The organism is Neorhizobium galegae (genome assembly GCF_017877135.1).
GTDB classification, from domain to species: domain Bacteria; phylum Pseudomonadota; class Alphaproteobacteria; order Rhizobiales; family Rhizobiaceae; genus Neorhizobium; species Neorhizobium galegae_A.
The window spans coordinates 96285-118036 of sequence record NZ_JAGIPH010000002.1 but is presented as its reverse complement, the minus strand read 5'-3'; the positions used below and the strand labels follow the sequence as shown (position 1 = coordinate 118036).

At 61.7% G+C, this 21752-nt stretch carries 18 protein-coding genes; 5 read left to right on the top strand and 13 right to left on the bottom strand.

Features of this window, described 5'->3' with window-relative positions; all coding sequences use genetic code 11:
• Positions 1 to 46 precede the first annotated feature (46 nt).
• The gene (gene urtA / locus J2858_RS08055) at positions 47 to 1336 is read right to left on the bottom strand and encodes an urea ABC transporter substrate-binding protein (RefSeq protein WP_210104288.1); all 1290 of its coding nucleotides are present in this window, start codon (positions 1334 to 1336) and stop codon (positions 47 to 49) included.
• A gap of 205 nt (positions 1337 to 1541) precedes the next feature.
• Between urtA and J2858_RS08050 the strand changes: the two genes are divergently transcribed.
• Entirely contained in the window at positions 1542 to 3203 is a 1662-nt protein-coding gene (locus J2858_RS08050) for an alpha-amylase family protein (protein WP_210104287.1), read from the top strand.
• 14 nt (positions 3204 to 3217) lie between these two features.
• Here the strand turns inward: J2858_RS08050 and J2858_RS08045 are convergent, their stop codons facing one another.
• Positions 3218 to 4180, bottom strand: coding sequence for a GlxA family transcriptional regulator (locus J2858_RS08045; RefSeq protein ID WP_210104286.1), 963 nt, complete (start codon positions 4178 to 4180; stop codon positions 3218 to 3220).
• Between the two features lie 315 nt (positions 4181 to 4495).
• On the opposite strand from J2858_RS08045, the gene J2858_RS08040 reads away from it, so the two are divergent.
• On the top strand, positions 4496 to 5092 hold the full coding sequence (locus tag J2858_RS08040; protein ID WP_210104285.1) for a LysE family translocator: 597 nt from the start codon (positions 4496 to 4498) through the stop codon (positions 5090 to 5092).
• 95 nt (positions 5093 to 5187) lie between these two features.
• On the opposite strand, the gene J2858_RS08035 is transcribed toward J2858_RS08040, so the two are convergent.
• Positions 5188 to 6009 carry an aspartyl/asparaginyl beta-hydroxylase domain-containing protein gene (locus tag J2858_RS08035; RefSeq protein ID WP_210104284.1) on the bottom strand — a complete coding sequence of 274 codons (822 nt, stop codon included), beginning with the start codon at positions 6007 to 6009 and terminating at the stop codon, positions 5188 to 5190.
• A gap of 216 nt (positions 6010 to 6225) precedes the next feature.
• On the opposite strand from J2858_RS08035, the gene J2858_RS08030 reads away from it, so the two are divergent.
• Positions 6226 to 9612: a hybrid sensor histidine kinase/response regulator gene (locus J2858_RS08030; protein ID WP_210104283.1), complete on the top strand. Its 3387-nt coding sequence runs from the start codon at positions 6226 to 6228 to the stop codon at positions 9610 to 9612.
• On the top strand, positions 9605 to 10537 hold the full coding sequence (locus J2858_RS08025; RefSeq protein ID WP_245365675.1) for a response regulator transcription factor: 933 nt from the start codon (positions 9605 to 9607) through the stop codon (positions 10535 to 10537). Before J2858_RS08030 ends, J2858_RS08025 begins: the two co-directional genes overlap by 8 nt.
• A gap of 90 nt (positions 10538 to 10627) precedes the next feature.
• Here J2858_RS08025 and mhpT read toward each other — a convergent pair whose 3' ends face one another.
• Complete coding sequence (mhpT, locus tag J2858_RS08020; protein WP_210104282.1) at positions 10628 to 11836, bottom strand: 3-(3-hydroxy-phenyl)propionate transporter MhpT; 1209 nt, start codon at positions 11834 to 11836, stop codon at positions 10628 to 10630.
• A gap of 267 nt (positions 11837 to 12103) precedes the next feature.
• Here mhpT and J2858_RS08015 point away from each other — a divergent pair, with 267 nt between their 5' ends.
• Complete coding sequence (locus J2858_RS08015; protein WP_210104281.1) at positions 12104 to 12637, top strand: AAA family ATPase; 534 nt, start codon at positions 12104 to 12106, stop codon at positions 12635 to 12637.
• 98 nt (positions 12638 to 12735) lie between these two features.
• Here the strand turns inward: J2858_RS08015 and J2858_RS08010 are convergent, their stop codons facing one another.
• From J2858_RS08010 to J2858_RS07970, 9 genes are all read right to left on the bottom strand, one after another.
• Positions 12736 to 13851: a branched-chain amino acid ABC transporter substrate-binding protein gene (locus tag J2858_RS08010; RefSeq protein WP_210104280.1), complete on the bottom strand. Its 1116-nt coding sequence runs from the start codon at positions 13849 to 13851 to the stop codon at positions 12736 to 12738.
• A 119-nt stretch (positions 13852 to 13970) separates the two neighbouring features.
• Positions 13971 to 14324 (bottom strand): DUF6867 family protein, encoded by a 354-nt coding sequence (locus J2858_RS08005; RefSeq protein WP_210104279.1) that lies wholly within the window; start codon positions 14322 to 14324, stop codon positions 13971 to 13973.
• A 78-nt stretch (positions 14325 to 14402) separates the two neighbouring features.
• Positions 14403 to 15146 (bottom strand): ABC transporter ATP-binding protein, encoded by a 744-nt coding sequence (locus J2858_RS08000; protein WP_210104278.1) that lies wholly within the window; start codon positions 15144 to 15146, stop codon positions 14403 to 14405.
• Positions 15146 to 16015, bottom strand: a complete 870-nt coding sequence (locus J2858_RS07995) for an ABC transporter ATP-binding protein (protein ID WP_245365674.1) — start codon at positions 16013 to 16015, stop codon at positions 15146 to 15148. The genes J2858_RS08000 and J2858_RS07995 overlap by 1 nt, the downstream gene beginning before the upstream one ends.
• A complete protein-coding gene (gene livM / locus J2858_RS07990; RefSeq protein WP_210104277.1) occupies positions 16015 to 17412 on the bottom strand; it encodes a high-affinity branched-chain amino acid ABC transporter permease LivM in 1398 nt (465 codons plus the stop codon). The genes J2858_RS07995 and livM overlap by 1 nt, the downstream gene beginning before the upstream one ends.
• 4 nt (positions 17413 to 17416) lie before the next feature.
• Positions 17417 to 18319 (bottom strand): branched-chain amino acid ABC transporter permease, encoded by a 903-nt coding sequence (locus J2858_RS07985; protein ID WP_210104276.1) that lies wholly within the window; start codon positions 18317 to 18319, stop codon positions 17417 to 17419.
• Between the two features lie 217 nt (positions 18320 to 18536).
• A complete protein-coding gene (locus tag J2858_RS07980; RefSeq protein WP_210104275.1) occupies positions 18537 to 20963 on the bottom strand; it encodes a GcvT family protein in 2427 nt (808 codons plus the stop codon).
• 130 nt (positions 20964 to 21093) lie between these two features.
• On the bottom strand, positions 21094 to 21399 hold the full coding sequence (locus J2858_RS07975) for a type II toxin-antitoxin system RelE/ParE family toxin (RefSeq protein WP_210104274.1): 306 nt from the start codon (positions 21397 to 21399) through the stop codon (positions 21094 to 21096).
• Entirely contained in the window at positions 21396 to 21677 is a 282-nt protein-coding gene (locus J2858_RS07970) for a ribbon-helix-helix domain-containing protein (RefSeq protein ID WP_210104273.1), read from the bottom strand. Before J2858_RS07970 ends, J2858_RS07975 begins: the two co-directional genes overlap by 4 nt.
• Between the last annotated feature and the right edge of the window lie 75 nt (positions 21678 to 21752).

Genomic DNA, 21752 nt, shown 5'->3' with positions numbered 1-21752 from the left:
CAGGGTGTGTCAGGCACCCCTTCGCAACAGACCGGAAGCAGGCCGATCAGCTGCCCTTGCCACCGCACTTGCCGGTTGCAACGTTGAAGTTGCCGCAGGACATCGGCTTGCGCCAATCGGAGATCAGGTTCTTCGAATCCGGCAGGTAGTCGGACCATTCGTCACCGACCACGGACGGGGTCTGCTGGACGATTTCGAACTGACCGTTGGACTGGATTTCGCCGATCAGGACCGGCTTGGTGATGTGGTGGTTCGGCATGACGGTGGAGGTGCCGCCCGACAGGTTCGGCACGGAAACGCCGATGATGCTGTCGAGAACCTTGTCGGTATCGGTGGTGCCGGCGGCTTCCACGGCCTTTACCCAGGCGTTGAAGCCGATATAGGCGGCTTCCATCGGGTCGTTGGTCACGCGCTTGTCGTTCTTGGTGAACGCATGCCATTCCTTGATGAACTCGGCATTGACGGGCGCATCGACGGACTGGAAGTAGTTCCAGGCGGCCAGATGCCCAACCAGCGGCGTGGTGTCGAGACCGGCCAGTTCTTCTTCGCCGACCGAGAAGGCAACGACCGGAATGTCCTCAGCCTTGATGCCCTGGTTTGCCAGTTCCTTGTAGAAGGGAACGTTGGCGTCACCATTGATGGTGGAGACGACGGCGGTCTTCTTGCCGGCCGAGCCGAACTTCTTGATGTCGGTGACGATCGTCTGCCAGTCGGAATGACCGAAGGGCGTGTAGTTGATCATGATGTCCTCGGCCTTGACGCCCTTCGACATCAGGTAGGCCTTCAGGATCTTGTTGGTCGTCTGCGGATAGACGTAGTCGGTGCCGGCCAGAACCCAGCGCTGAACGCCTTCCTTCTCGGCGAGATAATCTACCGCCGGGATGGCCTGCTGGTTGGGAGCGGCACCGGTGTAGAAGATGTTGCGCGAGGATTCTTCACCCTCGTACTGCACCGGGTAGAAGAGGATGGAGTTCAGCTCTTCGAAGACCGGCAGGACAGACTTGCGCGACGACGAGGTCCAGCAACCGAAGACGGCGGCAACCTTGTCCTGGGAGATCAGCTGGCGGGCCTTTTCGGCAAACAGCGGCCAGTCGGAGGCCGGATCGACGACGACGGCTTCGAGCTTCTTGCCGAGAACGCCGCCCTTCTTGTTCTGCTCTTCAACGAGCATCAGCATGACGTCTTTCAGCGTCGTTTCCGAAATCGCCATCGTGCCCGACAGCGAATGGAGAACGCCGATCTTGATCGTGTCTTCGGCGGCAAAGGCGCCGTGGAACGACGTGGTGGACATGATGGCGGCGAGCATAGCGCCCCCGAGCCGTGCCTTGAAATTCATGGTTCGAACCCCTCTTCTTGTTCGTTCGCAACCGACCTGGAACCGGCCGTTGATCGTTGCTGTCCGAACTATGGTTCGCTGCAGCGCAAAACCACATACGTCATATGACGTAAGGCAGGGGGCGAAACGGGAAGCAGTATCACAAAGACCGGCGGAACCGATCCGGGCTTCAGCAGTTGCCTCGCAGGCAAGAAGGGAGCCCGTCATGATCAACGATCTCTGGTACAAGAACGCCGTCATCTACTGCCTGTCGGTGGAGACCTTCATGGATTCCAACGGCGATGGCGTCGGCGATTTTCCGGGCTTGATGCGAAGGCTCGATTATCTGTCCGGCATGGGGATCGACGCGATCTGGCTCATGCCCTTCCAGGCCTCGCCCGGCAAGGACGATGGCTATGATGTCTCCAACTACTATGACATCGATCCGCGTTTCGGCACGCTTGGCGATTTCGTTGAATTCACCCATGCCGCAAAACAGCGCGGCATCCGCGTGCTGATCGATATCGTCGTCAATCACACATCCGACCAGCATCCCTGGTTCCAGAGCGCTCGCAGCGATCCGGCCTCACCCTACCGCGACTGGTATGTCTGGTCGAAGAAGAAACCCGCAAATGCCGATGAGGGACTGGTCTTTCCAGGCGTGCAGGAAAGCACCTGGACCTATGACGAAAAGGCCGGCGAATACTATTTTCACCGCTTCTACAAGTTCCAGCCCGACCTCAACACGGCCAACCCGCATGTGCGCGCCGAAATCCTGAAGATCATGGGTTTCTGGATCCAGCTTGGCGTCAGCGGCTTTCGCATGGATGCGGTGCCCTTCGTGATTGCCGACAAGGGAGCGGACACACAGAGACCGCAGCAACAATACGACCTCCTGCGCTGGTTCCGGGCCTTCCTGCAGTGGCGCAAGGGCGATGCCATCATTCTGGCCGAAGCCAATGTGCCGCCGAAGCAGAACCTCGAATATTTCGGCGAGGATGGCGACCGCATGCACATGATGTTCAATTTCCAGGTCAACCAGTCGATGTTCTACGCGCTTGCCAGCGCCGATACCCGTCCGCTCGCCAAGGCGCTCAATGAGACGCGGGCACGGCCGGAGACCGCGCAGTGGGGCACGTTCCTGCGCAATCACGACGAACTCGACCTCGGCCGGCTGACGGACAAGCAGCGCGAGTTGGTGTTCGAGAAGTTCGGCCCCGACAAGACCATGCAGCTTTACAATCGCGGCATCCGCCGGCGGCTGGCGCCGATGCTTGGCGGCGACCAGCGGCGCCTGGAACTGGCCTACAGCTTCATGTTGTCGATGCCGGGAACGCCGGTTCTGCGCTACGGCGACGAAATCGGCATGGGCGATGACCTGTCGCTTCCCGAGCGCAACTGTGCGCGCACGCCCATGCAATGGTCCGACGAGCCGCAGGGCGGGTTCAGCCTGGCCGACGAGACCGTGCTGCCGGTGATTTCGGAGGGACCTTACGGCTTCGAGCATATCAACGTGGCAAACCAGCGCCGTGATCCGACCTCGCTCCTCAATTGGACGGAACGCATGATCCGCATGCGCCACGAGACGCCGGAAATCGGCTGGGGCGATTACACTGTTCTGGAAACGGGACAGAAGGGCGTACTGGCCATGCGCTACGACTGGCGCAACAACTCGGTCCTCGTCATCCACAATCTGTGTGACCACCCACAGAAAATCGAACTCGACCCCGGCGTCGGCGAACAGGGGCTCACCCTCATCGACATCGCCGATGGCGCAAGCAGTAAGGCCGACGAAACAGGCAAGCACGTCATCCTGCTCGACCCTTACGGCTATCGCTGGTACCGCGTCGGCGGGCTGGATTATATCCTGCGCCGCACGGAGATCTAGGTTCAGGGCTCAGGTCAGCCGAGCGCCCGCACCTCCCGCACGCCGCGGCCGAGCCTGCGGCGCAGCAGGGTCCGCAATGTCACGCCATCGGCATAGCCCACCATGCCGGCGATCTCATCCGGGCTTTTGTCGCTGGTCTTCAGCAGATGCACGGCACGCTCGACGCGCAGATCCTGAAAGTAGGACAGCGGCGTCTTGCCAAGCACCTGCTGCAGGCGGCGTGCCAGTGTGCGTTTGCTGGCGCCCACGGCATCGGCCGCATCGTCGAGCGAAAAGCCTTCGGACAACCGTGCCCGCGCCCAGCGCTCGAACTTCTCGACCACAGGATCGGCATGGGCCAGATGATCCATTATGACATAAGCGGATTGCGCCGGTCGGCTATCGACGATGAGATAGCGTGCCACGAGGTTTGCCAGTTCCGGGCTTGCCCGGCGCACCAGCCAGAGTGCCATGTCCACATGGCCAAGGGCCGCGCCGGCCGTGACCAGCGCACCAGACTTCACCACCATACGCCCATCTTCCAGCCGAACCGTCGGATAACGCTGGCGAAAGAGCGGCGCAAGCCACCACGTGGTCGTTGCCCTTTCCCCGTCGAGGAGACCGGTTTCAGCAAGCACGAAGGTTCCGATACAGGCGGCGGCAAGATGAATGCCGCCGGCCCTCGCCTCCCGCAACGCGGCTGCGGCATCCTGGACATCCGGCCGGGCCAGCGCCGGCACAAGCAGGTCCGGCATCTTGTAGCCAATCGCCGGAACCACAAGCCAGTCGCCTCCCGCCGGAGCCGGCATGGCCGAGACCGGAACGCCAAACCCTTGCGCCGTTTTTACCTCGCGTCGCATACCGACGACCGAGACCTCGAAAGGCGGCACGTCGAGCGCGAGCATCATGGCAAGTTCATTGGCGGTGGTGAGGACATCGAGGATGGACGAGAGACCGGTGTCGAAGACGCCATCAAGGGCCAGCACCTGCACTTTCATGGCAATATTCCTATCGAGACTGTCAATATTGACAATAGCAGACCCCAACAACCTCCACCATCATGGGCCGCATGACAACAGGAATGCGCATGGCCATGAGGTCACGACGATCGGCGAACAGCCATGACGAAGGCCGCGGGCTTTGCCAGACCAGCAGCCATCGAGACATCACGATGCGTCGCCTGCCCAGGCCGCTCGTCTGACCCCAGGCGCGATCTCTGAAGGCCGCGTGGTGCTGCTCGCTGTTTTGATTCCTGTAGAACCCCAATCTTGAACGCCGCCGGGAGAGCGCATCCCCGCAGGGAGTGCCAACTCATGCCATACGAAACTGTATTTGCGGTCGCTCTTTTTGCCTTCGTCGGCTCGGTGTCGCCCGGGCCCAGCAATTTCATGCTGCTAGCCTCGGGCACCAATTTCGGCTTCTGGCGCACGGTGCCGCAGATCCTCGGTATCACCGCCGGCTTCTCCACCGTGCTTCTGGCCGTGGGTTTCGGGCTCGGCGCCCTGATCACCGCCTGGCCGCCGATTGGCCTGGCGCTGAAGATCGCTGGCGGCGGCTATCTCCTCTATCTTGCCTGGCGGATCGGCACGTCCCGCGCGGTCCCGGACGGCCAGACAGATGCTGCGCGACCGCTAACCTTGCTGGAATCCGCTGCGTTCCAATGGGTTAACCCGAAGGCCTGGATTGCGGCGATGACCGCCATGGCGGCTTATTCCAGGGCGGACAATCCATTTGCATCGATCTTGCTGATCACGGTGGTGATCTCCATTGTGAACCTGCCGAGCGTCGCGGTCTGGGCAGGCTTCGGGGTGGTGCTGCGCCAGTTCCTCACGCAACCGTCACGAGTTAAATGGTTCAACATTGCCATGGGTGTGCTGCTCGTTGCGACCCTCTGGCCGCTTCTCCAATAGCGGCCGGAACCGATGGTTCCTAACCGGTGCCCGGAATAAGATGCGCCAGACCTGCGATCAGGGACAGCGCTGGTCATGCCGCCGTTGCTCGGTCCTCAGGTCGGCCGGTTTCTCAGCTTCTCCGCCTCGGCGTAAAACTTGCGCTCCCACTCCTTGTGGTTATCCAGCCCCTCCCGGATGAACGGGGTGAAGACGGCGAGATTCATCAGCAGCCAGTTGACGAGGCGGGCGGGGAATTTCAGCGGTTTGACAAAGTCCACGAAGAGAACCACGCGGGTCTGATCCGTGTGGTTCCAGGCCTCGTGTTCATAGGCATCGTCGAAAATCAGCACCTTGCCCTCCTGCCAGTGGCAGATCTGGTCTGCGACGCGGATTGCAAGCTTATCGCGCGGTTCGGGCACGATGAGGCCGAGATGCAGGCGCAGCACGCCGTTATAAGGGCCGCGATGGGCCGGTAGGTGTTTTCCCGGCTCGAAGATCGAGAACATCACCGTGGTGAGGCCGGGGATTTTTTGCATGGCCGCCCAGGTGTTCGGGCAAGCAGCGATGTTCTGGTCGGAGCGCACGCCAAAGCCCAGCAGGAAAAACGTCTTCCAGCGGTTGTCGGTGGAAATCGTCTTCACGTCGGCGGAAATATCCTGGAAAGACGGAAGCTCATCCTGCCGCGTCAGGATCCGGTCCAGCTCGGCGCGGATGGCCGGTGCCGCCTTCTCGATCTCCAGCGCCCAGGGAAAGGTCGCGGTGTCGTAGACCGGCGGATTGCCGAGCTTTGCATATTTCAGGTTCAGCCGCTCGGCAAAGGCGACGATGCCCATGAAGAAGCGCGTGATGCGGCTGGGGCGATCCATCGGCTGGAGGCCCTTGGTTCCAAAACTCTGCTGGGCATGCGGGGCGGCGGAATTGGGCAGAACTGTCATGAGGGATGACCGTCTTCGAACAAGGTTGCGGGACCTGCCGGGTGTTTGAGGACCTCACCCTGCAGGGCATCGGGAACGCACGTGCATTTGGTGCGCAAACCATCCGTGACAAGGACTGTGGCGGACTTGTGGCAGTTGAAACGGGCTTGCAAAAGGCCTGCGAACCCGTGACAGTGCCTAAACCCTCATCATGCCCAAAAGGACGCCAGAACACGCATGACAGCGCGGCAACGCATCATCCCCGTCCGGCGCGATTATAACCGCTGGGTCGCCGACCAGACGCTGGAAGATTATGCGCTTCGCTTCACCGCCAAGGGCGCACGGCGCTTCTCCTCCACCCGCATTGCCCAGACCGCGATCGGCGCGATTTCCTTCCTGGCGCTGGAGGCGATCGGCGGCGCGATCACGCTTTCCTACGGCACGACCAATGCCTTCTTCGCCATTCTGGTGGCCGCCGTCGTCATGCTGGTGGTCGGCCTGCCGATCAGCCGCTATGCCATCCGCCACGGCGTCGATATCGATCTTCTGACGCGCGGCGCAAGCTTTGGCTATATCGGCTCCACCATCACCTCGCTGATCTATGCGAGCTTTACCTTCATGCTGTTTGCCATCGAGGCCTCGATCATGACAGGGGCGCTTGAGCTCGCCCTCGGCATACCGCCGGCCATCGGCTATATCATCAGCGCGGCCGTGGTGATCCCGCTCGTCATCTACGGCGTGCAGCTGATCTCGCGCTTCCAGCTGATCACCCAGCCGTTCTGGATCGTGCTCAACATCCTGCCCTTCATCTTCATCGCGTTCATGGATTGGCAGAAGTTCGATCTGTGGCGCGCCTTTGCCGGCATCAATCATTCGAATGCGCAGGTGGGGGGGACCGCCCCGTTCAACCTCTTGGAATTTGGCGCCGCCTCCGCCGTGATCCTGGCGCTGATGCCGCAGATCGGCGAGCAGGTGGATTTCCTGCGCTTCCTGCCGGCGGAGGGCCAGCAGAAATGGCGCCACCGGCTGGCGATCTTTCTGGCCGGCCCCGGCTGGGTGGTGGTGGGCGTGCCAAAGCTTCTGGCCGGCTCGTTTCTGGCGGTCCTCACCCTTTCCACCGGCGTGCCCGTGCGCGAATCCGGCGATCCAGCCCACATGTATCTGACCGCCTTCGGTTACATGATCCCCAACGAGACGGCCGCCCTTCTCCTGATGGCCGCCTTCGTGGTGGTGTCGCAGCTGAAGATAAACGTGATGAACGCCTATGCGGGCTCGCTTGCCTGGTCGAACTTCTTTTCCCGCCTCACCCACAGCCATCCCGGCCGTGTCGTCTGGCTGATCTTCAACGTGGCGATCGCGCTCCTGCTGATGGAGCTTGGCATCTACCGGCTTCTGGAGGCGACGCTCGGGATTTTCTCGATCATCGCCATGGCCTGGCTCTGCACGATTTCCGCCGATCTCTTCGTCAACAAGCCGCTCGGCCTGTCGCCCCCCGGCATCGAATTCAAGCGGGCGCATCTCTATGACCTGAATCCGGTCGGGCTCGGCGCCATGCTGGGCTCAACCGCGATTGCCCTTTCGGCGCATTTCGGCGCCTTCGGGCCGCTCGCCGCCTCGCTGTCCACCTTCCTCACCTTGTCCGCCTTCCTGCTTTCGCCACTGATTGCCTGGGGCACGCGCGGACGTTTCTATCTCGCCCGCAAGCCCCGCCATGCCTGGAAGAACCTCACCGCCATCACCTGCTCGATCTGCGAACATCCGTTCGAGCCGGAGGACATGGCCTGGTGTCCCGCCTATGCGGCGCCGATCTGTTCGCTCTGCTGTTCGCTCGACAGCCGCTGCCACGATATGTGCAAGCCGAAAGCCCAGATGAAGGCGCAGATCGGCAGCGTCGCGCGCTCCTTCCTCTCCGACCAGATCGTCGAGAGGCTGATGACGCGGCTTGGCCGCTACGCCATGACCGCCATCCTCTCGATTTCGCTGATCGGCGCCATCATGGCGATGATCTCCTATCAGGTGAGCGAGGCGACGCCGGCCAATGCCGAGGTGGTCTATGGCACCATCCTCATCGTCTTTTTCGTTTTTGCCATCATCGCCGGCATCGTCTCGTGGTTTTATGTGCTGGCCCATGACAGCCGGGTGGTGGCGGAAGAAGAATCCTCGCGCCAGAACACGCTACTGTTGAAGGAAATCGCCGCCCACAAGAAAACCGATGCCGCCCTGCAGAAGGCGAAGGAAACGGCAGAAGCCGCCAACCGCGCCAAAAGCCGCTATGTCGTCGGCCTCAGCCACGAGCTGCGCACGCCGCTCAACGCCGTCATGGGTTATGCGCAGATCCTCGAGCGCGACGAGAGCATCCCTGCCCCGCGCCAATCCGCCATCAAGGTGATCAAACGCTCGGCCGATCACCTCTCCGGCCTCATCGACGGGCTGCTGGATATTTCCAAGATCGAGGCCGGCCGGTTGCAGGTCTATTCGAACGAGATCAACATCCAGGATTTTCTGGACCAGATCGTGGAAATGTTTCGCCCGCAGGCGCAGGCCAAGGGCCTGACATTCCTGCACGAGCGGGCCCGCGGCCTGCCCCATTACGTGCGAAGCGACGAAAAGCGCCTGCGCCAGATCCTCGTCAATCTCCTCTCCAACGCCATCAAGTTTACCGACCAGGGCACCGTCACCTTCGACGTCGCCTATCGCAGCCAGGTCGCCACCTTCACCGTCAGCGATACCGGCCGCGGCATCGCGGAAAAGGACCTGCCGCGCATCTACGAGCCGTTTCAGCGCGGAGAAGCGGATAATATTCGCCCCATGCCGGGACTTGGGCTTGGGCTCACCATCACGCAATTGCTGACCAATACGCTCGGCGGCGAGATTTCGGTGAAAAGCGAGAAAGGCAAGGGATCGACATTCCGCGTGCGCCTGATGCTGTCGGCCATCGACAGGCCGAGCACCATGCCGGCGCCGGAAAAGAAGATCGTCTCCTATAGCGGCCCGCGCCGCACGCTGGTGGTGGTGGACGACAATGAGGACCACCGCGACCTGATGCGCGAAGTGCTCTCCCCGCTGGATTTCGTCGTGCTGACGGCCAATGGCGCCACCGAATGCCTGACACTGATCGAAGGCGTGAAGCCGGATCTTTTCCTTGTCGATATCCTGATGCCGGGCATGAACGGCTGGCAGCTGGTGGAGCGCTTGCGCGAAAGCGGCCAGACGGCGCCGATCCTGATGCTGTCGGCCAATATCGGCGATGGTGCGAGCACGCTGCGCGACGGCGACGGCCACAGCGACATGATCGCGAAGCCCGTCGATATCCGCCAGCTCTCCGACAAGCTCGCCCTGCATCTGGGCCTCACCTGGATCTACGAGGGTGACCGGCCGCCGGAGCCTGTGCCGGTGGCGCCGGTTCTGAAAAGCCCCGGCCCTGCCCATCTGCAGGACCTGATCCAGCTCGGCGAAATCGGCTATATCCGCGGTATCGAGGCGAAACTGACCGAACTCGACCGGCTGGCGGAAAACGCCCCCTTTACCACCGCCGCCGGGGCCTATATCCAGGCCTTCGATCTGGCTGGGTATCTTGCCTTCCTCAATCGGTTCCGCGAGGAAAGGGTCGCCGACGATGCCTGACATAGCCCGCGACCAGATGCCCCGCGACATCGTGCTTCTGGTGGACGACAGCCCGGAAGCGCTGGGATTTCTGACCGAAGCGCTCGAACAATCCGGCTTTTCCGTGCTGATTGCGACGTCCGGCCAGTCGGCGCTCAACATCGTGGAGCGCATCACGCCCGACCTCATCCTGCTGGATGCGGTGATGCCCGCAATGGATGGCTTTGCCACATGCCGGCGCCTGAAGGCCAATCCCGCCGTCTCGCAGGTGCCGGTCATCTTCATGACGGGGCTGACCGAGACCGAACATGTGGTGCATGCGCTCGATTCGGGCGGCGTCGATTACCTGACCAAACCGATCAATATCGATGAGCTGCGCGCGCGCATAAGGGTGCATCTCTCCAATGCACGCTCGGCCCAGAGCGCGCGCGTGGCGCTCGATGCCGCCGGCCGCCATCTGCTGGCGGTGAAAGGCAATGGTCAGTTGCACTGGTCCACCCCGCAGGCGACGCGGCTCATCAATGCGGCAACCGGCAGCGATGACGGGCTCGATCTGGTTGTTGCCCAGATCGCCGCCTGGATGGCCGGGCGCGACAAGCCCGGCTTTTCCCGCGACGCCTCGTTTGCCTTTGCGCAGGCCGGCGAGGCAAGCCTCCAATTTGCCTTTCTTGGCGCCATCGGGGCCGACGAATACCTGTTTCGCGTGACCGGCCAGAACAATCGGGCGGGCGATGCAGCGCTTCGCGAACATTTTCCCCTGACGATCCGCGAATCCGAAGTGCTGCTGTGGATTGCCAAGGGCAAGTCCAACAAGGATATCGGCGATATCCTGGGGCTTTCGGCCCGCACGGTGAACAAGCACCTGGAGCAGATCTACGTCAAACTCGGCGTTGAAAACCGCGCATCGGCCGCCGTGAAGGCCGCCCATGTGCTGCACGAGGGTTGACGCCTCGCGCTTATGTGCGATCAGGCCCGCGACATCCTTGGCGGGCCTGATCGGAAGGACGAGCGGCTGCGGCTGCCGCCGGACGAACGCTCAGGCCGGGACCTCGCGGCGCGTGCGGCGGAACAGGAGGCCGACGGTAAAGACGCCCGTGAGAACGGTGAGCGGCACTAGCGCGAACATGACACCGGACGGCGTTGCACCGGCCGCCACCAGCCAGCCGGTAAACAGCGGGCCCGCAATCGAGCCGAGGCGCCCCACGGCAACCGCCAGACCGACGCCGGTTCCCCGGATTTCGAAGGGATAGCATTGCGGTGCCGTGGCATAGAGAATAGCCTGCATGCACAGGATCGCGGCTCCGACAAGCGCGCCCCCCACCAGCATCAAAGCGAGCTCCGCCGGCAGAACGCCGAGCATGACGAGCGCTGCCGCAGAGGCCGCAAAGGCAAGCAGCACAGGGACTGCCGGCCGCGGGCTGTCGAAGATGCGCCCGCCGATGAGGCTGCCGAAAACGCCGCCGACATTGAACAGCAGCTGCACCAGAGACGCCTCGCTCTTTTCCAGACCACGCGCCACCAGCAGCTGCGGCATCCAGTTGAGGAGAACGTAGACGACCATCAGGCCGAGGAAGAAGGCAAGCCAGAGCAAAAGCGTTGCGACGAGCGTTTCCGGCGCAAACAGTTTCGCAAGCCGCCCCGTTGCGACAGCCGCCTTCTGGCGCACGACGGCAAGCGGCGGCAGCAGAAGCTGGACGAAGGGCGCAAGAATGAGCGGCATCAGCCCACCGACGAGGAAGATCATGTGCCAGTCACCGCCATGCAGACCGAGAGCAGCAATTCCGCTGGCAATGGCGCCACCAAGCGGCACGCCGGCATACATGACGGAAACGGCCCAACCGCGACGACCGGGCTCCACCGATTCGGCGGCAATGTTGATGAGGTTCGGAAAGGCGCCGCCGAGCCCGACGCCGGTCAGGATGCGCAGCACCAGAAGTTGCTCGAAGCTCGTGGCAAAGATGGTTGCGACCGAAAAGATGCCGAAAACCAGAAGGGAAAGAAAAAGCCCTGCCCGGCGGCCCCATCGGTCGGCGATCCAGCCGCCGGAAAGCGCGCCGAAAATCAACCCGAAGGTTGCCGCCGACAGGAAAAGCCCGATCTGCGGCGGCGTCAGCCCGAAGGCCGGTACAAGTTTCGGCACAGCGACACCTGCCGCCTGCAGATCAAATCCTTCAATCACCGCCGCCAGAAAGGCAAGCGCCAGCGCTCGCCCTCCACCCGCGTGGAGCGCAACAGTCTTCGTCATCGCAAAATTTCTCCCATTCATGGCAGGCTTGGAGCGGCCGCCACCTCCAGCACCGTCGTCGCCCCGTCATTCGTCCGGTTCGACATCGACGTTCCAGCACACCTCCTCCAAGGCGTGGCCTTCAGCACCGCACATCCGTGGCGGCTCTCATTCAGGCAGATGTCAAAATAATGCTATACAGCATAACGGTCAACACACTTATCCCGTGGGCGGATCTGCCCGATCCGGCTTTCCTGCAACTGCAGAACGTGTGAAAGGAGACGGCGCATGAACCGTTTCGTCATTCTCTCCGGCTGTTCCGGCGGCGGGAAATCAAGCCTTCTTGAGGAATTGCGCCGGCGCGGCCATGCGGTCGTCGACGAACCGGGGCGCCGGATCGTGGCAGAGGAGCTTGCCGGAGATGGCGCGGCGCTGCCGTGGAACGATCTTCCGGCGTTTGCGCGGCGCGCCATTGCGCTCTCGATTGCCGATCGGGCGGCAATGGGCGACAGGACCGGCTGGATTTTCTTTGACCGCTGCCTCATCGATGCGGCCGCAGCACTTGCCCACGCAACCGGCGATGAGCGGATGATGCACGATCTCTGCGGCCGGCATCGGTACCACGACCGGGTGTTTCTCACGCCGCCCTGGCCCGAAATCTACATGAAGGATGACGCCCGCCAGCATGCCTTTGCAGAGGCGGTGGCGGAATACGAGCGGCTATGCGCCGTCTATCCCGCACTCGGCTACGAGCCCGTCATCCTCCCCAAAACCTCGGTTTCAAAGCGCGCTGATTTTCTGCTTACCCGTCTTTCCGCCTGATATGGCGCAGCATCGACAGGAACGGCCGCAACGAAAAAAGCCCGGCGCGAACCGGGCTTTCCGTTAAGGTTGGCAGCGGTGTCCCGCCTGCCAAAATCTTACATCTGGAAGTAGCTGTACTTGCCGTCAGCGCCCTTCTTCCACTCGTACATGACATAGTCAGGACGGGTGATGTCGCCCTTGGCGTCGAAGCCGATGTCGCCGATTGCGGTCTTGAACGGACCCTTGGCCTTCATCGCTTCGGCAACCTTGGTCGGATCATTGCTGCCGGCAGCCTTGGCGGCGGCAGCGAAGATCTGCAGGGCAGCGTAGGAGTAGAGCGTGTAGGCTTCCGGCTCGAAGTTCGCAGCGCGGAACTTTGCCACGATGTCCTTGGCGCTCGGGTTCGTGCGCGGATCCGGCGGGAAGGTCATCAGCGTGCCGTTGACGGCGTCGCCGGCGATCGAAGCCAGTTCGTTGGAGGTGATGCCGTCACCCGACATCAGCGGAGCCTTGAGGCCCTGGTCGGCCATCTGACGCATCAGCAGGCCGGCTTCGGTGTGCAGGCCGCCGAAGTAAACGATGCCGACGCCGGCTTCCTTCATCTTCGACACGAGGGCGGAGAAGTCCTTGTCGCCGACAGTGATGCCTTCGTAGATGACTTCCTTGATGCCAAGCTTGTTCATGGCCTTCTTGGTTTCGTCAGCAAGACCCTGACCGTAGGTGGTCTTGTCATGCACGACGGCAACCTTGGCGGTCTTGAACTTTTCAGCGATGTACTGGCCGGCAACGGCGCCCTGCTGGTCGTCACGACCGCAGGTGCGGAACGTGTTCCACAGGCCGCGCTCGGTGAACTTCGGGTTGGTGGAGGCCGGGGTGATCTGGACGATGCCGTTTTCGGCATAGACTTCAGAGGCCGGGATCGAAACCGACGAGTTGAAGTGACCGACGACGAACTTCACGCCATCCGCCACAAACTTGTTGGCAACCGAAACGCCCTGCTTCGGGTCCGACACGTCGTCGCCGAGAACAAGCTTGATCTTTTCGCCGTTGATGCCGCCGGCAGCATTGATGTCGGCTGCGGCCTGTTCGGCACCCTTCTGGAGCTGTGCGCCGAAGGCTGCGTTCGGACCCGTCAGCGGGCCGCCGACGCCAACGAGGACATCGGCCCAGGCCGAACCGCTGAACGCCATCACGGCTGTCAGCGCCACGGCCGAAAGAAGAGACTTCTTCATTGTGTTACTCCCAGTTTTTTGAGCGGGTTTGAATTAAAACCTGCGCGAGACCCACCACACCCTCGCGCCGGAAACGTGTTCCCTGTTGATTGCAGTCTGGAGCCGAAAGGCTCAGCCTGTCAATTCTTCTTATGCCACGAAAAAGCAGAGCTTTTTTCGTAGAGCCAGTAGTAGTTTTCCACCATCTGGCGGGTGCGGCGATGGCGAAAGCCAGCCGTTGCGACGATGAGCAGCAGCACGACATCGAGCGCGTAGAAACCGAGGCTGAGGAACGGCCCCTGGAAGAGCGAAAAGTGCAGGAAGCGAAGCAGCACGCCGAGAAGAAGCACGTAGCCGATGACCATCGGATAGTCCTTCCAGCTTTCGGCCACCGCCTTGCCGGTGCGCCAGGCCGTCCACAGCCCGATCATCAGAACGATGAAGCGCAGGATGTAGCGGGCGCCGGTATCATCCTCGAAAAACAGTCCCTGCATATCAAGCTCTCCCTGCCGATTGGCCAAGCAGCGGCGCGTCTGACAAACGCACCGCGATCCGGAACGAAGATGGCGCGTTCAATGCCGTCCCCCTTCCAGATAGGCTGCCCGCACTTCCGGATTGGCCAGCAGTTCCTTGCCCGATCCGCTCATCGTCACCTTGCCGTTCACCATCACATAGGCGCGGTGCGACAGCTTCAGCGCCGCAAAGGCGTTCTGTTCGACGAGGAAGACGGTGAGCCCCTCCTTCTCGTTCAAGACCTTGATCGCCTCGAAGATCTGCTTGACGATCAAAGGCGCCAGACCGAGCGAGGGCTCGTCGAGCAGGAGAAGCTTTGGGCGAGCCATCAGCGCACGGCCGATGGAGAGCATCTGCTGCTCGCCGCCCGACAGCGTTCCGCCGCGCTGCGCCTGTCTTTCCTTGAGGCGCGGAAAAAGCGTAAAGATCTTTTCCACGTCCTCGTTGAAATATTTCAGCTGGTCGAGCCCAGCACCCATCTGCAGGTTCTCGTAGACCGTCATGCGCGGAAAGATGCGCCGGCCTTCGGGCGACTGGGCGATGCGCTGGCGGGCGATCAGATGCGTCGGCGTGCGGGTAATGTCGGTTCCGTCGAAGATGACGGAGCCGGTGCGCGCCTGCGGACTGCCGCAGATCGTCATCATCAGCGTCGACTTGCCGGCGCCGTTGGCCCCGATCAGGCTGACGATCTCGCCCTTGTTCACCTCGATATCGACACCGGCAAGCGCACGGATATTGCCGTAATAGGTTTCGACGCCGCTGACCTTCAGCAGAGGTTCGGCTTTGTTCGTGTTGACGGCCATCACGGCGTGCCCCCGTCGAGTTCTTCGGCAATCACCTCTTCCACCTCGTCGTCCTCGACGCCGAGATAGGCGGCAATCACCTTCGGATCGTTCTTCACATGGTCCGGGGTGCCATCGGAAATCTTCTGCCCGTATTCCAGCACCACCACATGATCGGAGATTTCCATCACCACCGACATGTCGTGTTCGATGAGCAGGATCGAGGTGCCCGTCTCGTCGCGAATGCTGTTGAGCAGCGTGTTGAGCGCCAGCGATTCGCGCGGGTTGAGGCCCGCTGCCGGCTCGTCGAGGCACAGAAGTTCCGGACCCGTGCACATGGCGCGGGCAATTTCCAGACGGCGCTGGGCGCCGTAGGGAAGATCGCCGGCCGGATCATCGGCACGGTCGATCAGATCTGCCTTTTCAAGCCAGTGGCGGGCAAGCTCAATTGCGGCTGCCGCCTCGCGCTTGTAGGAACCAAGGCCGATGAGGCCCATCACCGTATAGCCGGACGCCTTCATCAGCTTGTTGTGCTGGGCGACCAGCAGGTTTTCCAGCACGGTGAGACCCGAAAACAGCCGGATGTTCTGGAAGGTGCGGGCGACCTTCGCATGCTTGGTGATTTCGAAGTCGCTCAGCCGCTCCAGCAGGAACTCCTTGCCGCCCTTCTGGCGCATGGTGATCATGCCCATCGTCGGCTTGTAGAAGCCGGTGATGCAGTTGAAGACGGTCGTCTTGCCGGCACCGTTCGGACCGATCAGCGCGGTGATTTCCCCGCGCCTGACCTCCAGCGAGAGGTCGTTGATCGCCATCAGGCCGCCGAAGCGCATCGACAGATGCTCTACCTTGAGAATGGTATCGGGTGTCATGGTCTCAATCGCGGACGTCATCAGCCGTGACCTTCCTTGGTGAAGCTGCCGGATACGGACTTGCGCTCCTTGAGGAAGGCCGTGGGTTCACGCGAGCCGACGAAACCGCGCGGCTTGAACAGCATGACCACAACCATGGCTAGGCCGAAGAGCAGCATGCGGTAGAGTTCCGGCGTGAAATCCGGGCCGAAGACATGTTTCAGGAATTCCATCTCGCGCAGCAGTTCGGTACCGCCGATCATCACCACGGCCGCAACCGCGATGCCGGTGAGCGAGCCCATGCCGCCGAGAACGACGATGGCTAGAATGACCGCAGATTCCAGGAAGACAAAGCTTTCCGGCGACACGAACCCCTGACGGGCGGCAAAGAACGAACCCGCAAAGCCGCCGAACATGGCGCCGATGGCAAAGGCGGTGAGCTTTGTCGTGACCGTATTGATGCCGAGCGAGCGGCAGGCGATCTCATCCTCGCGCAGCGCTTCCCAGGCACGGCCGATCGGCATGCGGCGCAGGCGGATCGTCACGTAAGCGGTGATGAGGCAGAGCGCCAGGATCACGTAGAACAGGAAGATCTTGTAGTAGGCCGAGGACATCGGCAGCGCGAAGGCTTTTGCAAAATTGTTCGACGCCCCGACATCAAAAGACCAGATGCCGAAGATGGAGGCCTTGGCAACGCCGGAGATACCCGCCGTACCACCGGTGACTTCCGCCCAGTTCATCAGCACGAGGCGGATGATTTCCCCGAAGGCGAGTGTGACGATGGCAAGATAATCGCCGCGCAGGCGAAGCACCGGGAAGCCGAGGATGATCCCCCAGAAGGCAGCCAGAATGCCTGCCATCGGCAAGAGCACCCAGAAGGACAGGCCAAAATGATCCGACAGCAGCGCGTAGGAATAGGCACCCACCGCATAGAAGGCCACGTAGCCGAGATCGAGCAGGCCGGCGAGGCCAACCACGACGTTCAGACCCCAGGCGAGCATCACGTAGATGAGGATCTGGATGCCGAAATTGTCGACGAATTTCAGCGAGCCCTGCACGCCGTAAAGGCTGACGATGACCGGCGGATAGAGCACAAGCACGATCATCGCGATCTTGAGGAAGTGCTTGTGGAAAAAGCCCTTGTCCTCGGACACGTCGAGCAGGCCGGCCTTGGCCTTGTTCAGCTTGCGTCGGTCCAGGCTCGGCCGCAGGAAGGCGACGACGAGGAAGCGGCCCACGGCGGCAATCGCCACGAAGACGGCCAGAAGCCCCCAGCGCATGCGCCAGACCAGCGCATTGTCGATGTTCTGGTAGGTTTCGACGCCGACATAGAGAAGGAACATGCCGAACGCCAGCACACCGGCGAAGAGGCCCTCGCGGAGCGCCTTTGCCATCAGGCCCGGCGCCACATCGGTCGCCGGAGAATTTGCATTGCTCATGATGTTACACCTTCTCCACTTCAGGCCGGCCCAGAATGCCGGTCGGCTTGAAGATCAGAACGAAAGCGAGAATGGCAAACGTCGCTACGTCCTTGTAGGCAATGGAGAAATAGGCCGACCACAGGGATTCGATAAGGCCGATCAGGAGGCCGCCGAGAACGGCGCCCGGCAGCGAGCCGATGCCGCCGAGAACGGCTGCGGTGAAGGCCTTGACGCCCGGGATGAAGCCATCGTTGAACGAGGCGACACCGTAATACATGAGGTACATGGTGCCGGCGACGGCAGCGAGTGCTGCGCCCATGACGAATGTGATCGAGATGGTGCGATCGACATCGACGCCAAGCAGGGCCGCCATCTTGCGATCCTGTTCGGTGGCGCGCTGCGCGCGTCCCAGCGGCGTCTTGTTGACGATGTACCAGAAGGCGGCAAGCAGCACGCTGGTGACGATGACGATCAGGATCTGCTTCAGCGAGACGGTGATCGAGCCGAAGTGGAAGACATCGTTGACCAGCGGCGGAACCGGCTTGTTGCGCGGGCCCTGCGTGACCTGGATAAAGTTCGACAGCACGATCGACATGCCGATGGCCGTGATCAGCGGCGCAAGGCGGAAGGAGCCACGCAGCGGCCGGTAGGCGACGCGCTCGATCGTCCAGTTCCACAGGCTCGTCACCAGCATGGCGACCACCAGCATGACCAGCAGCGCAAGCGCGACGGGAATGCCGGCGAAGAACGAGGTGAGGATCAAAAAGACGATGAGAGCGGCGAACCCGCCAAGCATGAAGATGTCACCATGGGCAAAGTTGATCATGCCGATGATGCCGTAAACCATCGTGTAGCCAATCGCCACGAGGCCGTAAATAGATCCAAGAGTCAGCCCGTTGAGGAGCTGCTGGATGAAATACTCCATATTTTTCCCCCGGACACAATTCGCTGAAACGATTGTGTCTCTTGTCTGTGGGCCCTTACGGGTTCTTTGGTTTTGTCGAATTGATACCGCTTTCGCTTCAAATGTGAAGTCAAAAAGGCATGACCGGGAGAGATTCCCCAAGCTTTCCCTGGATATGACGCAAATAAAATCATCTGTGCCACAAAAGCGGCATCTGCTGATCATTTTGGCAGCGGCGTCACCCCCGCATGCGCTCGCCTTTCGGATCAAACAGGGCCGCATCGATCAGGCGTGCCGGCAGCATTTCGCCCAAAATCTCCACCTCCCACCCATCGGTGGTGGCGGCAAATTCCTTCGGCACATAGCCCATGGCGACGGATACGCCGGAGGCGTGGGCAAAACCGCCGGAGGTCACCCAGCCGACCACCGAGCCATCCATCGAGATCGGCTCGTCGCCCAGCACATCGGCATCGCGCGCCTCCACGGCAACCGTCACCAGGCGCAGCGAGCCGCCGGCGAGCTTTTCTTCGATGGCGCCCATCTTGCCGATGAAATTCACCTCCTTTTTCAAGGCGATGAAGCGGGAAAGCCCGGCCTCCATGGGGCCATAGAGGGGGCGATATTCGCGCGCCCAGCTGCCAAAACCCTTTTCGAGCCTCAGCGCATTGAGCGCCCTGAGGCCAAACAGCCGGATGCCGAATTCCTCACCCGCCGTCATCAGCGCCTGAAACAGGCTGCGCTGGTATTCCGGCCGCATCCAGATCTCGTAGCCGAGATCGCCGGTATAGCTCACCCGCCCGACGATGGCCGGCACCATGCCCAGCTCCATTTCGCGGATCGACATGAAGGGGAAGGCCTCGTTGGAGAGATCGAGATGGGTGAGTTTCTGAATGACCGCCCGCGCCTTCGGGCCGGCGACCGAGAGGCCGACCAGACCAAGGCCCAGCGCGCCGAGCACGACCGAACCGTCATCCGGCAGATGCTCCTCGAACCAGCGCATGTGGTAATCCTCGGCAATGCCGGAGCCGATCAGCAGAAACTCGTCGCCATCCATATTGGCGACCGTGAAATCGCCGATCAGCTTGCCGGCCTCGTTCAGCATCGGGGCAAGCGCCATGCTGCCGATGGAGGGAAGCCGGCCGGCCAGCATGACGTCCAGCCATTCGGCGGCGCCCTCGCCGCTCACCGAATATTTGGCAAAGCCCGAGGTTTCCATGAGCCCGACGCTTTGGCGCACCGCTCTTGCTTCCTCGCCCACCGTGTCGAAATCGCTCGACCGGCGCCAGGAGAATTTATCTTCAACGCCTTGCGGTGCAAACCAGAGCGGCGTTTCGAGCCCGGCATAGGCGCCGAACACCGCCCCTTCCGCCTTCAGCCGGTCATAGATCGGTGTCGTCAGGAGCGGCCGGCCGGCCGTTAGTTCCTCGTTGGGATAGCGGATGGAAAAGCGCCGTGCATAGTTTTCCCGCACCTTCGCATTGGTATAGGCGGGCGTTGCATAGTCGCCGAAGCGGCAGACATCCATCGCAAAGACGTCAAAGCCCGGATCGCCCTCGATCATCCAGTTGGCAAGCGCAAGCCCCACGCCGCCCCCCTGGCTGAAGCCGGCCATGACGGCGCAGGCCGACCAGTAATTGGTCAATCCCCGCACCGGCCCGACCAGCGGATTGCCATCCGGCGAGAAGGTGAAGGGGCCGTTGACGATCTTCCGGATGCCGGCATTGTTGAAGGCGGGGAAATGGCGAAAGCCCACTTCCAGCTCGCCGCTGATGCGCTCAAGATCTTCGGCCAACAGTTCCGGGCCGAAATCCCACGGGGTTTCCAGCGGCGACCATGGGCGACAATCCTTTTCATAGGTGCCCATCAGCATGCCGTTGCGCTCTTGGCGGATATAGATCTCGCCGTCGAAATCGACGCAGTGCATCAGCTCGCGGCCGGTCGTCCGGTTGAACTCGATTACTTCCGGCATGTCTTCGGTGATGAGATACATGTGCTCCATGGCCAGAACCGGCAGTTCCACGCCCACCATGCGCCCCACCTCGCGCGCCCAGAGGCCGGCGGCGTTCACCACATGCTCCGCATAGATATCGCCCTTGTCGGTGATCACCCGCCAGCTGCCGTCTTCCAGCGGAATGAGGTTCTCGACCTTGGTGTGGAGATAAATCTCGGCACCGTTCTTACGGGCCGATTTCGCATAGGCATGGGTGGTGCCGTAGGGGTCGAGATGGCCCTCATGCGGATCAAACACGGCGCCGACGAACTGCTTGGGATCGAGCAGCGGCATCATCTCATAGGCTTCTTCGGCCGAAATCAGCCGCGCCTCGCCGCCGGCATATTTGCCCTTCGCCAGCAGCGATTTCATCCAGTCGAAACGCTCCGGCGTTGCCGCCAGCATCAGGCCGGAGGTCATGTGCAGCCCGATATCCTGGCCGGAATACTCTTCGATCTCCTTGTAGAGCTCGACTGTGTATTTCTGCAGCTTGGCAACGTTCGGATCGCCATTGATCGTATGCATGCCGCCCGCCGCATGCCAGGTGGAGCCGGCCGTCAGTTCGGCACGCTCGACCAGAACCACATCCGTCCAGCCGAACTTGGTCAGGTGATACAGCACCGAACACCCGACGACCCCACCCCCGATGACGACGACTCTGGCATGATTCTTCATGGATGGCGGCTCCCTTGGATTAAACGAGGATATCGGAGCCTAGTGACTGCCGACGACAGGACATAGTCGTTTTCGCGAAAGAAATTGTAGTTTTTGCGCCGTGGTTACGGGATCCGGGCCGCCGCAACAGTCAGGAGCCTTTCAGGTCGATCAAGTGTCCCCGGTAAGCGAGCCTCAGGATGACGATGCTGTCGTTCTCCACGATGAAGGCGACACTGATGGCACGCTCGAAACCGATAACCCGCAAGCCCTCCCGCACATCGCGGCGAACGGTCCCCCGGTGAGGGCCCGTCTCCAGAGCGGCCAGGAACCGCCGGATACGCGCCAGATAGCTGGTTGCAACTGCCGCAGAACCCGATCTCTCACGCACGAAGAGGTAAATGTCCAGGAGATCCGTTTCCGCCTCTGGCATCAGGCGAACGACGTATCGCTTCACGACGGCTTTTTCTCGATGGCTGCAATGCGTGCATCAAGCCGTGCCATGGCTTCGTCAAGGGAGGACGCTGAAGCCGGATCCCGGCTGTAGCGATCATAGGTCGGCGCGACCTCATCCTGCAGCCATCTCTGCACTGCTGAATCCTCCATGGCGAGCGTCAGGAGGCCCTGGCGAATGACCTCGCTTTCGCTGGCATATTCGCCGGAGGCAACTTTCTCATGCAGCAGATCAGCAAGGTCTGCCGGGAGGGTAATCTGGAAGGAGCGAGAATGCTGCATGGCGACCTTTTCCATCAAGGCCCCATCTTGCCATAGAGAGCGCTGAAAGAATAGCCGACCGTCAGCCGCCCGTCC

Bases quoted from the DNA above. Each gene is read 5' to 3' on its own strand.
- urtA (WP_210104288.1), bottom strand. From the start codon at position 1,336: ATGAATTTCAAGGCACGGCTCGGGGGCGCTATGCTCGCCGCCATCATG.
- J2858_RS08050 (WP_210104287.1), top strand. From the start codon at position 1,542: ATGATCAACGATCTCTGGTACAAGAACGCCGTCATCTACTGCCTGTCG.
- J2858_RS08045 (WP_210104286.1), bottom strand. From the start codon at position 4,180: ATGAAAGTGCAGGTGCTGGCCCTTGATGGCGTCTTCGACACCGGTCTC.
- J2858_RS08040 (WP_210104285.1), top strand. From the start codon at position 4,496: ATGCCATACGAAACTGTATTTGCGGTCGCTCTTTTTGCCTTCGTCGGC.
- J2858_RS08035 (WP_210104284.1), bottom strand. From the start codon at position 6,009: ATGACAGTTCTGCCCAATTCCGCCGCCCCGCATGCCCAGCAGAGTTTT.
- J2858_RS08030 (WP_210104283.1), top strand. From the start codon at position 6,226: ATGACAGCGCGGCAACGCATCATCCCCGTCCGGCGCGATTATAACCGC.
- J2858_RS08025 (WP_245365675.1), top strand. From the start codon at position 9,605: ATGCCTGACATAGCCCGCGACCAGATGCCCCGCGACATCGTGCTTCTG.
- mhpT (WP_210104282.1), bottom strand. From the start codon at position 11,836: ATGACGAAGACTGTTGCGCTCCACGCGGGTGGAGGGCGAGCGCTGGCG.
- J2858_RS08015 (WP_210104281.1), top strand. From the start codon at position 12,104: ATGAACCGTTTCGTCATTCTCTCCGGCTGTTCCGGCGGCGGGAAATCA.
- J2858_RS08010 (WP_210104280.1), bottom strand. From the start codon at position 13,851: ATGAAGAAGTCTCTTCTTTCGGCCGTGGCGCTGACAGCCGTGATGGCG.
- J2858_RS08005 (WP_210104279.1), bottom strand. From the start codon at position 14,324: ATGCAGGGACTGTTTTTCGAGGATGATACCGGCGCCCGCTACATCCTG.
- J2858_RS08000 (WP_210104278.1), bottom strand. From the start codon at position 15,146: ATGGCCGTCAACACGAACAAAGCCGAACCTCTGCTGAAGGTCAGCGGC.
- J2858_RS07995 (WP_245365674.1), bottom strand. From the start codon at position 16,015: ATGACGTCCGCGATTGAGACCATGACACCCGATACCATTCTCAAGGTA.
- livM (WP_210104277.1), bottom strand. From the start codon at position 17,412: ATGAGCAATGCAAATTCTCCGGCGACCGATGTGGCGCCGGGCCTGATG.
- J2858_RS07985 (WP_210104276.1), bottom strand. From the start codon at position 18,319: ATGGAGTATTTCATCCAGCAGCTCCTCAACGGGCTGACTCTTGGATCT.
- J2858_RS07980 (WP_210104275.1), bottom strand. From the start codon at position 20,963: ATGAAGAATCATGCCAGAGTCGTCGTCATCGGGGGTGGGGTCGTCGGG.
- J2858_RS07970 (WP_210104273.1), bottom strand. From the start codon at position 21,677: ATGCAGCATTCTCGCTCCTTCCAGATTACCCTCCCGGCAGACCTTGCT.